The following is a 12,056-nucleotide window of genomic DNA, read 5'->3' as shown; positions in this document are numbered from 1 at the left end:
CAATTTTTCAGCTAATTTTCAGAATGCCATGGTGTAATAAGTTACGGTGAGGTGAGCCTCACCAGAAAGGGTAAGGATGAATACGACAACATATCTCAGTAAAAAAGGCTTCAAAGAATTACACAAGCAAATCAACGAACTCGAAATCCGCGAAAAAGCACTCTCAGCTGAACTACGCGACATCGGCCGCGCCAAGTCTCGCGACGACAAACTCCGCCGCAGCGACATTATCATGAATCTCGAAAACGTCCATGGCAAGCTCGCCGAGAAACGCACTGCGCTCAAGACCGCCAAACCACTACCGCGTAAGCGCGATCGGCTACGCATCGCCATCGGTTCGGTGGTTGATCTCATTGATCAGCAGGGTCAGCTCTTTCGCTACACCCTCGTTGACAGCCTTGAGGCTGATCCGTCTGACGGCCGCATCTCGGTCGATAGCCCCCTCGGACAGAGCCTCCTCAACCGCCACGCCACCGAAACCATCTCTCTCGGTCTCGGTCGCACCACTCGGCGCCTGCAAGTGGTCGGCGTCCACTAACGCGCCCCAAGCGTCCCAATTCGACGCTGACCACGCGCCCCATGCCGCTCGTTTACCACGGGCGGCATTTTCGGTATACTACTTATATGACATCAACGATTCTTATTGTTGAAGACGAGCCCACCTTACGCACTGGCACTGAGCAATTCCTCCGCCAGCGCGGCTTTGCGGTGGTGACGGCGACCAGCGGCGAGGAAGCGCTGAAGAGATTTACTGGGGCAGATGTGATTATTCTCGATATCATGCTGCCAAAGATGAGTGGCATTGAAGTGCTGCGGCGTATTCGCCAGACTAGCGACGTGCCGGTGCTGATGCTGACGGCGCTACATGATGAGCCGACGCAGGTTGCGAGTTTTGACGAGCTAGCGGATGATTATATGAGTAAGCCGTTTTCACTGGTGCTGTTGGAAAAGCGCATCAGGGCGCTGCTTCGTCGCCAACAGTCTGTCAAAAAAAACTTGTGGCGCCATGGTCTGGCCTCGGTGGATTTCGCGGCCTATCAGGGATTTTATGATGATACTGATGCGCACCTCAAGCCTAAGGAAGTGCAGCTACTCAAACTGCTCGTGGATAATCCAAACATGGTCTGGAGCCGGCAGGCTATCATTGACAAGCTGTGGCGTGACGATGAGGTGCCGTTTGACAGGGTGATCGACGTTTACATCAAAAACTTACGCAAAAAATTGCACCTGGACTGCATCATCACGGTGAAGGGAGTGGGCTATCGCTATGAAGCGGCTTAAATTATTTCCCAAAACGTTCTTGGTGTCAATTGGCCTGTTTGCGGCGTTGATCATCCTGGTGCATGCGCTGGTCTACACCTTGATGCCGCAATTTTATCTACAGCAAAAAGAGCGCGAGGCGGCGGACAATCTCACGGCGCTCGTGGCTGAGCTACGCGGTAAATCGACTGAGGAAATGCGTCGTCTCAGCCAGGAATTTGCGAGTATGAAAAATGTCAACATCACGCTGACGATTGACGGGCGCGATCAGTATTTTCAAGGCTTTCAATCTGTCAATATCGTGACAGACAGCGGTAAACCAGTCGATACCAGCGTGGTGAAAATCGCTGATGGGCAAACGGTCGATCCGCGCTCGGTGATTTTAGAGCAGGGTAGTGTGGCGGATAATCGCGGACAAACGGCCAGAATCAAGCTACTGGCCGATGTAGCGCCCGTTACTCAGGCCAAGCTCGCCACGCTGCACGTATTGCCGTATACCATGCTTGGTTCACTGTTGGTGGCGCTCGTGTTCTCGTACATGTATAGCCGTTTTGTGACGCGGCCGATTCGTAAGATGGCGGCGGTGACCACGACCATGCAGCGACTGGAAAAGGACGTACACTACCCAGTGAACAGTCATGACGAGATCGGCGTACTAGGGCGAAATATCAATGAGCTCTATCAAAATCTGTGGCAGACGATTCGCTCACTGGAGCATGAGAATAAGCGGATCACCCAGCTGGAGAAGGAAAAAATTGCTTTCCTCCGTGCAGCCTCGCATGAGTTGAAGACGCCATTGGCGGCGCTCCGGATCATACTTGAGAATATGCAACTCAACATCGGCGAGTATAAAGACCGTGATCAGTACCTGGCGAAATCGGTGGCACGGGTTGATCAATTGACGACGATGGTGAACAACGTCTTGCGCTCTGGAAACGTGGCTGAGCAAGCCGTGCGCCAAGAAAAGCGACTGAGGGTTGATCAGCTGATCGCCGAGGTGGTTGATGATTATACACTACTGGCGAAAACGCGCGGCATGACTTTCACAGTTGACGCCCGTCCGGCGACCATTCGTGCTAACCGCGACATGATGCGCCACGTCATCTCGAACCTGGTATCAAACGCGGTGCGCCACGGCGACGCGGGGAGTGTGATAACAATTACCTGCGATCAGCATGAGCTGGCCATCGAAAACGCTTGCAAACCACTCACCAAACAACAACTACAGCACGTTTTCGACCCGTTTTATCGGAGCAATGCCGCCACGAAGCAACACACTGACAGCAGTGGCATTGGTCTCTATACCGTGAAAATGCTGCTCGACGCTAAGGGCCTAGACTACAAATTCACGCCGCACGGGCAGGGCATGCGGTTTGTGGTGAGGTTTGAGTAGGAGGATGTGATGGATAGAGAACTAGAGAAAATGAGTTTGGAAGAATTGTGGCAACTATTCCCTATATTTCTTGTAGAACACAATCGAGAATGGGTACACTGGTATGATGAGGAGGTGAAAGTCATCTCCTCATTGGTGCCAGAAAAATACATAGCACGAATATCTCACATTGGCAGCACGGCCATCCCAAATATACAGGCAAAGAATATAGTAGATATATTGCTTGAAGTCCCGTCGGAGAAAGAATTAGAGCCTGTAAAAAATATTCTTGTTGAAAATAATTGGTTGTGCATGAGTGAGAAAGCAAAACGAATCTCATTGAATAAGGGATATACCAAACAGGGCTTCGCGGATAAGGTATTTCATATTCATATTAGGATCGTGGGGGATAATGATGAGATCTACTTTAGGGATTATCTAATTGAGAATGGCGATATTGCCAAACAGTACGAGAAATTGAAACTACAACTTTGGAAGGAATTTGAGCATGACAGAGATGGATATACTGATGCAAAAAGCGATTTTATCAGAAAGTATACTAAAATAGCTAGAGAAAAATACGGGTCCAAGAATAGGTCTTCCTAAATTGTGCATATTAAAGTCGTCAAACAGACTCTCAACTCCTGCTTTACATAAAGATTCCGCCGTCAGCATATCATGCTGAAGCGCTGGCTGTCTGTGCTACAATTAAACCATGAAGATTATTGATACCATAACCCTCGCCGAGCTTCACCCGATGGCCGAGAGAATGTACGGGACGATGGTCAAGGCGGATGTCGATATTGCTAAGAAAATTGTGGTAATCGACATGGATATGCATGCTGATGGCGAGGCGTATTTGCTAGAACGCGGATCGCAGCAAGCCGATCTATGGGGGATTAACCTACATCCGGATAAGTTTGGTACAGATGAATTTATCGAGTTTGATAGCATGATAAACATTCGTCCGCGGCAAAATAATCCGTCGCGTGATGTGCTCGACCCAGCGGTGCGGCAGCAAATCATTGATATCATCGCCGGAGTCGTCCGTGAGTGAACATGTCTTTGACCGAGAGAAGTGGCAAAGCTTGACGATTTTCGAGCAAATGGGCAACATCGGCTCAGAGGTCGGGCGAGCGTTTGCCGCCCGGCGCCGCGGCGATACGGCTGCAATGACTGGCGCCTGGCAGCGCGGCTTGGACTTATTGGACGCCACCGCCGAGCAGCTTGCCCACCAAAAATCACCAAAACTCCGCGAAGTCCTGCGCGCCCGCGAACTATTCGCCGGCATGGAAGACGAATCGTTAGAGGATTACTTTATGTGGTTTGCCATAGCGGCGCGGAGAGGGAGGTAAAGCGGTAAAAGTCCGCCCGAGGATCATAAATAGGTTTACCAATAAACTCATGAACTATGCCATAAATACTAGTCAATTGCTTAATATCTCTTTTTTCTATGGCGCTATCTATCAGGAACAATAATTCCTCGGCAACTGATATCTCAATTGGATCATTCATTAATTTTAACCCTCTTTGAAAGTGAGCAGTTTATAGACTTGCTCGGGTCTATTGTATCACTCCTCTCGACAACAGCAGTTGGATTGGCAGGACGGTCTGCTAATGACAACCGTATTGCGTGATGGCACCTGGTAGCGCAGGTACACATCGTACATGCACCTGTACCATGTTTCGCCGACCACATTGTCAGGAATCAAAACGGCGTGCTCGCCGTTGGACAACTTCCTGATGATACAGTTGTCACCGCATTTAACATAGCCCTCAATTTCCATAACTTAGGCCTTTCTCGAGTAGAAGGAGCAGCGTTAAGGATTATTCCAAAACGCTGATATATATATCAATAATAGTACCCAAAGTCAAGCAATCTTACAAAAATCGCCACAAACCATGGTAATTTCCTGCTCACTCACACTAGAATAAGGCTACAACCAATACCTAACTCCCAATAAATCAAGATAGTATTCGCTGCACAATTTTAGCATCGGCTTGTGGCCTAAGTCGCATAACTTTATAATAGAAGGTATGAAAATTATCACCAAAAAATCTTACCCCGATTTATTCGAAAAAGTCCTAACGGGCGAGAAAACGTTTGATATGAGAGTGGCCGATTTTGACATCCAACCCGGTGACATTCTGGAGCAGATTGAGATAAATTATGAAGGAACGCCAACCGGCCGCAAAGTCCGTCATGTAGTAGGCGAAGTTTTACGCACGAAAGAAATCGATTTTTGGAAACAAGAAGACATTGATCAATACGGATATCAGGTGATGTCGCTTGCCGAGCGGGTTGAGTAATGTAATAGTAAACCACTTTGCGGCAGGTTCCGTCCTAGAAAAAGAAATCAAGAACCAAATTCAAAAAAGCTACCGAACTCTTTAACGCTATCACCTCTGGCAGCAAAACCTCGAATCACGACTATATGATGAGAAGCGCCAGAAAATTCAAATCGGCGACCAAATAATTTTTACCAATCGATGAATGGATAATGAACTTTATCCGCTTGAGTAGTAATTGTAAGGCGGTGTTACCGGTATTGAATTTGCACCAATTTGACTAGCCATAGCCATAAATTACGCATGTGTAGCAATAGATAACTTGTATTATTGTATAGGGTATAAGACAATAAACCCATGCACCGATATAAGAAATCGTCAGTCACTGTGAATATCCGTAAAGCCAAAGCAGGCGATGTTGATTTCGTTTCCCGCTTGATGACAGAAACACTTGGGCCGTTTTACAATGGCGATCATCGAGCTCACGCACGGCGGATTTTTACCGCGCATATCAATAATAACGTCGATTCTGTCGGGCAGTTTTCACTTCTGCAGTACATATTTATTGCAGAAGTCAATCATCATCCCGCTGGAATGATTCATTTAGTTGTCAAGAAGCAGGGGACAGTTAAAATTAGTCCGCTCATCGTTGCGCCAGAATATCGCGGTAAATTTGGCATTGGCAGTAAGTTACTTCGCCATGCTGAGGATTTTGCTCGCAAACACCACACTCGGCAACTCTACTGTACAGTGGCTGCCCAAAACCAAGCCACGTTCAAGTTTCTATTGCGCAAAGGCTTTCATCTGGCTGGTAAGGCGCAAGATCATTATAAACCTGGTATCGACGAGTGTATGCTATACAAGCCGCTGAGTCAGAGCACAACTCCTGGCTTGTCAGATATTTCAATCGTCCCGTTTGACGAGAAAAAGCATACCGCTGCGACGAGACGGCTGATTTTGTCGCAGGTGGGCAGTAGTTTTTACGGCGTTAATAATGCATGGATTGATACACTGTTTGCTGGTTATCGACGGCGTGAAGGTCGAAATGTCGATACGAAATATAAGCTTATTTTTATCGCTGAGCAGGATAGAAAGGTCGTTGGCGTTGTCGGCGCAACTCCAAAGAAAGGCCAGCCGATTAAAATCATGCCATTGGTAGCGAAATCAGAGACTGTTTTCGAAGTACTGGTAGCTAACTTGCCACAATTATTAGCTGGTTATAGTCGTAAGCTATATGTCCATCTCATTCCTGAGCCGTGGCAGATAGCTTGTTTGCAGCGACACGGCTGGACGATTGAAGGCTTATTTCCCGAAGGCTATGCACTAGACGTCACTGTTCAGCAGTGGGGATTGCGCATCAAAAAAAGAGATATTAAAAAGGCCAGAAACAGCGTTCGGTCGAAACCTTAGGCTTGTCTGACTATGGTGATAGTCCAATTATAACTAAAGTGCATGCACAGCTAGCGTCAACCTACTAGCCGCATACCACAGCAGGATGTATAATAAACCTAACAATAAATCATAAACAGAGGAATATATATGGAAATCAAACCCCTAGACATCGTATCTATGATAGGTATTATTATCGTAGTATCAAGTAGCGCCATCTCTATGCATATTGCCGCAAAAGCTGGCAAGGAACAGAGAGCTAAGCAAGAGAAAGACGCTAAAACTAAAAAGACAGAACCAAACAATCCCGCAGCAAGCACAAGCGAACTCCGCGCCGAACTGGATGATTTGAAAAAACGGGTTGCAGTGCTTGAGAAGAAATAGCCAGATAACCCCACCCATTTCACATTCCCTTCACATACCCTTGCTACACTGACATAGAACCAAGAAAGGAGATCTATGTCATTTGTACAACGTGCCTGGTTGTATATCACCAGGAAAAAACTCAAAACGCTGATTTTGCTGGCGATTTTGCTGTGTATGTCGACGATTATGCTGAGTGGATTTGCCATCAAGCATTCGACCGACGCGGCGGCGCAGTCGCTAGACAAAACGCTCAAGGCCGGTTTCACACTGGGCAATAATCCGCGTACCAATCCGGGAACAGCCCGCGGCTCGGGGACGGTGTCGAACAAAGACATCGACGCGGTGAAGAATCTGGAGGGTGTGACGGACTATGTCAAGCGCCAGAACGCCACGGTCGATTTTATCAATACCAAGCTAGTGCCACTACCGAGTGGCGGCAGCGGTTATGATGCCGAGAAAGACAAGCAATTTGGCAACGCCGCCACTATCATCGGCGTTAATAAATCTGAGTCCGAGAAAAAGTTTCGAGCTGAGTCGCTCAAGCTCATCGCTGGCCGGCACATCACCGAGAACGATTCGCACAAGATTTTGGTGCACGAAGATTTCGCCAAGGCAAATAACCTAAAGCTGGGCGGTAAAATTAAGTTAAAGGCCAATCAATACGACACCGACAACGAGCATCCATCCAAGGACGAGGTGGAAGTGGAAATCGTCGGTATATTTAACGGCAAAAACCCAAAGCAGGCGACGTATCAGGTGGAGCTGTTCGAGAATTTGTTCTTGACTGACCTCACGACAACCCGCCAGCTGAATGCCTATACGGCGCAAAATGAGATTTACCAGGACGCTACGTTCTTTACCAAGGGCACCAAACAGTTGGATGAGGTAATGGCGCGGGCGAATAAATTGCCGGTCAATTGGCAAAAGTATCAATTGAATAAGAATAGTCAGGAACTGGCTGGCGTGACTGGTGCAGTCAATGGCGTGTACGGCTTGATCGACGGTATGTTGTGGGCGACGGCGCTGGTCAGTGTTGTGGTAATCGGCATGGTGCTGTACTTGTGGATGAACGAGCGCAAGCGCGAAGCGGGCGTACTCTTGGCGACGGGCGTGCCGCAATCAAAGATTGTGCTGCAATACATCGCCGAGCTGGTGATGATCGCAGTGCTGAGCTTCGGTGCGTCGTACTTTACCGCAGGCCTGATTGCGCAACAAATGGGCGATCACGTGGTGTCGCAGGCGGTGCAGAATGCCACACGTCAAGCTGGCAGTTCCCTCAACGGTGCGTCGCTTGGTGCTGACGCTGATTCGGTGACGTCATCGCGTACGCTGGACAAGGTGACGGTCGGTGTGCAGCCGACGGATCTACTGGCGGTGTGGGGCGCTGGGCTAGCGGTGATTATCATTGCGGTGCTGCTGGCTTCGCGGCCTATCACCCAGTCGACGCCAAAAGAATTACTAACTGAAGTGGACTAGGGGCAAATGATGACGATTATCAAACGAGCCTGGACGGCTGTGGCGCGGCGGCGGCGTCGCAGCCTGACCATCGCCCTGATCATGACGCTGATTTTCACGCTGCTGATCGGCACGCTGACGGTGCAGCAGACGATGGCGCAGCTGAAGCAATCGGTCGAGCGGAATATCCGTGCTGGCTTTAGCATCGCTAACAAGCAACCGTCGGGCGAGGTGCCGATGGATATCGCGCAGCGGGTGCAGCGCCTGGACAAAGTCAAAGCGCACAATTTCCAGGCAGAAACTACTGCGGGACTGCCAAGCAAGCAATTGATTGACGTGGCAGGCAGCGGCGTGCAGCTGGACTCTAACGTGGCTGGCGAGGCGAAGGTGACGGGCGCGACACAGAGCGATCTGCTCGGCGAGTTCACTGGTAAATTTTACCAACTAGAGCAGGGCAAGCACTTGACCAAGCGCGATCAAAACGCGGCGCTGATCCACAAAGCGTTTGCCGAGAAAAACGGTATCAAGACAGGCGACAAGCTGGACATCACCAAAGACGGCCGGCGGGTGACGGTGACTGTCGCTGGTATCTTCAGCGGCAAAGGCGAAAAGCCAGCGGTCTTGCAGTCCGACATGGCGGAGAATCATCTCATCACCAATCTAGCCGTGGCGCAGCAGCTAGCGGGCAGCCAGCAGTTGACGCGAGCGACGTATTTCGCCGAAAATCCGCACCAGCTGAAGTCGCTGACAGACCGCGTCAAAAACTTGCCAAACATTGATTGGCAGAAATTCAGCCTGACTGACAACGGGGCCGTGTTCGCTGGAGTTCTCCAAAATATCGCTGGCATTCAAAATATCTTGACGATTGCCACCATCGGTGCAGCCGCCGCAGGGCTGGCGGTTTTGTCACTGGTGCTGGTGTTCTGGGTGCGCGGCCGCTTGCATGAAATTGGCATCTTGCTGTCTATCGGCACGTCGAAGCGGCAGATTATCGGGCAGTTCTTGGCAGAGTTGGCGATCACCGCTCTAGTTAGCTCGGTGTTCGCGCTCGCTATCGGTTCGGTCGCCTCGTCGCAGATTTCTACTGCCCTGACGGCGCAAACCGACCAAAGCCAGCGCGTAGAAAAGATTGTGGTGCAAGCCGCGCCAATAGCAACTTATCTACAGGCTTTCACCTTCGGCTACATGGTCGTTCTGCTGTCAGCCATCGCTGCCACCGCGCCGATTATGCGCCAATCACCAAAGCAAATTTTAGCAAAATTAAGTTAGGAGTTATTATGTCAATACTTACGTTACGCGATATCATTTACTCATACGCTGATGGCACCAGCAATGTGCTCAACGGCATCAATTATCAATTTGAAAAGGGCAAGTTCTACGCCATCGTTGGTAGTTCTGGCGCCGGCAAGTCGACACTGCTCGGGCTACTAGCGGGATTGGACACGCCAACTGGCGGGCAGATTTTGTTCAACGACGAGGATATCGCCGAGCAGGGTTATTCGCACCATCGTAAACACAATATCTCGCTGGTGTTTCAGAATTATAACCTGATTGACTACTTGACGCCGCTAGAAAACTTGAAATTAGTTAATCCTAAAGCCACCAACGAAACATTGCACACCATGGGTCTGGACGACGATCACATTCACCGCAATGTTATGAAACTGTCTGGCGGTCAGCAACAGCGTGTGGCGATCGGGCGAGCGCTGGTGTCCTCCGCGCCGATCGTCTTGGCAGACGAGCCGACTGGCAACCTGGACGAAACTACCGCTGCTGACATCATCGATATCCTGCGCCAGGCCGCCCATGAAAATGACAAATGCGTCATCGTCGTCACTCACAGCAAGCAGCTGGCTAAGCAGGCGGATGTGGTGTTGAAGCTGAAGGATAAAAAACTGAAAGCGTAAAAATAGTCTCCAAAAAATACACGTTTTAAATATAGCTCGAAAGAGCTATATTTTTATAGTTCCAAACCCATAAATAAAGCTGATAAGTGTATAATAATTAGCATCATGAGAGTTAATTATTTGCAATTATCAAATATCCTTAGCTTTAAATATGAGGAGGACATAAACAACGCCTTTAAGATTGAATTTGACCCAGATCTTAATATCATTATTGGAGAAAACGGATCTGGCAAGTCAACGGTTTTAGAGGCTATGAATCTTGTCTTTACGAGAGCTTTATTTAAGCGCATAACAAATAGCTACAGCAGTCATCGCTCATATTATACAGATAGAAAGAACATGCTTCAAATTGATGATAATTACTCCAATAGAACATTAGGTCTTAGGCTCCAACCTAATTGGAGTTCAGAAGAAGCACAGCAGAGAGTAAGAGTATCAATTAAGCTTGATAATATTGATAGGGCTAATATAGATCATATTGTAGATAACTATAGCCACATAAAAAAGACTCTTGAAAATTACTCAATTATACCAATGCCTGAGTTTTGTGCGCTAGATAGTGATATGGATATAGAAATAGATATTACATTTAAACAAGCCAAATACGACGAAGATAATACGTATAAGAGCCACTATCGTGATCCAGTGCCGGATTATATAAAATTCTATTTAGAATATTACCACGCAATTAATGAGGCTATAACAGTATACAATGAAGATAACACCGACCACATAGCACCTCTTGAAAATACTTTTTCTATGCTATCAGCTTTCCGTGACTACGGCAATGATAACTCTCAGATACACTTATATAATGGCGATGGTCCTTCGGGTGATGTATTTCAGAATGTAAAAAATAGGCTAATCCCCCATAGTATTAACGAGCACTCCTCAGGCATGCCTGCTATCTTTGATTTCATAAAATTAAAGCTCGGTGAAGATCACTTTAAGCGAGTAAAAGAGGGTAAAAATATTAATGATGCCACAGCTACAATCAATAATTCTCCAATAATCAAAAAGATAAACGAAAAGCTTAGAATATTAAATTTACAGCTATCTGTAAAACCAGTAAGTATACGAAGATGGTCGTACGAGTTTAAATTCCGTGATATAAAAAATGACCGAGAGCTGGGTGACATAAACAGTCTTAGCGCTGGACAAAAATCGATTATACACTTAATCTTTGAAGCGTATGGTCGAGATGACGTAAAAGGTGGTCTTATTATTATTGACGAGCCAGAGATTCATTTACACTATCAGTTCCAATCTAAATATCTAAAAATTCTTGAAGATTTAGCAAAAGAACAAGAAATTCAGTGCATTCTTGTAACGCATTCCGAAGGTTTCATAAACGATAACACGATAAGATACATAAAACGATTCTCGCTAAATGAAGAGCGTAATTCCGTGGTGCGTACTCCCGATATTAGGGAAGATCAAAAAAAGTTGATAGAAATCCTAAACAATACTTGGGCAGCTCGAGTGCTATTTCTAGATAGAGTATTGCTGGTTGAAGGTCAAGATGATGAGTATTTCTTTAGGGCTGCTATAAAGATACTGCATCAAGAAGCCAGTCAATGTATTACTGTATACGGTGTGAATGGCGAGAGGAGCATGTTCTCATTTAAATCATTTTTTGAATCTTTTGGACTAAAAGTCTATTTTATTAAGGATTTAGATACTACAAAAACGGATTTCTATAGAGGCTTTTACAGAAGTCAAAAGAAGAGCCTACCGCCAGTAAAAACAGACGAGCAGATAATTGCATATAGAAACGAGCACCCTGACCTAGATGAGAAAATAGAATCGAAATATCCATCTTATGAGTTTTATCTAAAGAAAGGAGCCATCGAACAGTATACTGGAAAGGAAAAAAGAATTGATCATGTAATTGATTTTTGTGAAAATGAGATGGATCATTTTCTAAACAGCGATGACGACAGAGCAAGGGAGATTCGTAAAATCATAGATTTAATCGCAGATAAAGATGGAGATTCAACGCATTGATAATTATAAGT

Annotated in this window: 13 protein-coding genes; all 13 read left to right on the top strand. The window is 47.0% G+C overall.

Annotation, left to right across the window (positions count from 1 at the left end; genetic code table 11):
• Nucleotides 1-76 precede the first annotated feature (76 nt).
• The 13 genes from GWK78_01550 to GWK78_01490 all read left to right on the top strand — a co-directional run bounded on the left by GWK78_01550 (nt 77) and on the right by GWK78_01490 (nt 12,045).
• Nucleotides 77-538, top strand: coding sequence for a hypothetical protein (locus tag GWK78_01550; protein ID QHU93716.1), 462 nt, complete (start codon nt 77-79; stop codon nt 536-538).
• A gap of 86 nt (nt 539-624) precedes the next feature.
• Nucleotides 625-1,281 carry a response regulator gene (locus tag GWK78_01545; protein QHU93715.1) on the top strand — a complete coding sequence of 219 codons (657 nt, stop codon included), beginning with the start codon at nt 625-627 and terminating at the stop codon, nt 1,279-1,281.
• Entirely contained in the window at nt 1,268-2,653 is a 1,386-nt protein-coding gene (locus GWK78_01540; protein ID QHU93714.1) for a HAMP domain-containing protein, read from the top strand. The genes GWK78_01545 and GWK78_01540 overlap by 14 nt, the downstream gene beginning before the upstream one ends.
• 9 nt (nt 2,654-2,662) lie before the next feature.
• The gene (locus GWK78_01535; GenBank protein ID QHU93713.1) at nt 2,663-3,238 is read left to right on the top strand and encodes a GrpB family protein; all 576 of its coding nucleotides are present in this window, start codon (nt 2,663-2,665) and stop codon (nt 3,236-3,238) included.
• Between the two features lie 151 nt (nt 3,239-3,389).
• Nucleotides 3,390-3,689 (top strand): hypothetical protein, encoded by a 300-nt coding sequence (locus tag GWK78_01530; GenBank protein ID QHU94258.1) that lies wholly within the window; start codon nt 3,390-3,392, stop codon nt 3,687-3,689.
• Nucleotides 3,682-3,987 carry a hypothetical protein gene (locus GWK78_01525; GenBank protein ID QHU93712.1) on the top strand — a complete coding sequence of 102 codons (306 nt, stop codon included), beginning with the start codon at nt 3,682-3,684 and terminating at the stop codon, nt 3,985-3,987. The genes GWK78_01530 and GWK78_01525 overlap by 8 nt, the downstream gene beginning before the upstream one ends.
• 682 nt (nt 3,988-4,669) lie before the next feature.
• Complete coding sequence (locus GWK78_01520) at nt 4,670-4,942, top strand: DUF3850 domain-containing protein (protein ID QHU93711.1); 273 nt, start codon at nt 4,670-4,672, stop codon at nt 4,940-4,942.
• Nucleotides 4,943-5,278: 336 nt separating this feature from the next.
• Nucleotides 5,279-6,331: a GNAT family N-acetyltransferase gene (locus GWK78_01515; GenBank protein ID QHU93710.1), complete on the top strand. Its 1,053-nt coding sequence runs from the start codon at nt 5,279-5,281 to the stop codon at nt 6,329-6,331.
• Nucleotides 6,332-6,460: 129 nt separating this feature from the next.
• Complete coding sequence (locus GWK78_01510) at nt 6,461-6,694, top strand: hypothetical protein (protein QHU93709.1); 234 nt, start codon at nt 6,461-6,463, stop codon at nt 6,692-6,694.
• A 75-nt stretch (nt 6,695-6,769) separates the two neighbouring features.
• Nucleotides 6,770-8,152 carry an FtsX-like permease family protein gene (locus GWK78_01505; protein QHU93708.1) on the top strand — a complete coding sequence of 461 codons (1,383 nt, stop codon included), beginning with the start codon at nt 6,770-6,772 and terminating at the stop codon, nt 8,150-8,152.
• A 9-nt stretch (nt 8,153-8,161) separates the two neighbouring features.
• Nucleotides 8,162-9,400, top strand: a complete 1,239-nt coding sequence (locus GWK78_01500; protein ID QHU93707.1) for an FtsX-like permease family protein — start codon at nt 8,162-8,164, stop codon at nt 9,398-9,400.
• A gap of 8 nt (nt 9,401-9,408) precedes the next feature.
• Nucleotides 9,409-10,038, top strand: a complete 630-nt coding sequence (locus GWK78_01495; GenBank protein ID QHU93706.1) for an ATP-binding cassette domain-containing protein — start codon at nt 9,409-9,411, stop codon at nt 10,036-10,038.
• A 105-nt stretch (nt 10,039-10,143) separates the two neighbouring features.
• Nucleotides 10,144-12,045, top strand: a complete 1,902-nt coding sequence (locus GWK78_01490; GenBank protein ID QHU93705.1) for an AAA family ATPase — start codon at nt 10,144-10,146, stop codon at nt 12,043-12,045.
• Nucleotides 12,046-12,056: the final 11 nt, after the last annotated feature.

The organism is Candidatus Saccharibacteria bacterium oral taxon 488 (genome assembly GCA_010202845.1).
GTDB lineage: Bacteria > Patescibacteriota > Saccharimonadia > Saccharimonadales > Saccharimonadaceae > Nanosynbacter.
The sequence above is the reverse complement of the archived record's forward strand: the minus strand, read 5'-3'. Positions and strand labels throughout refer to the sequence as shown.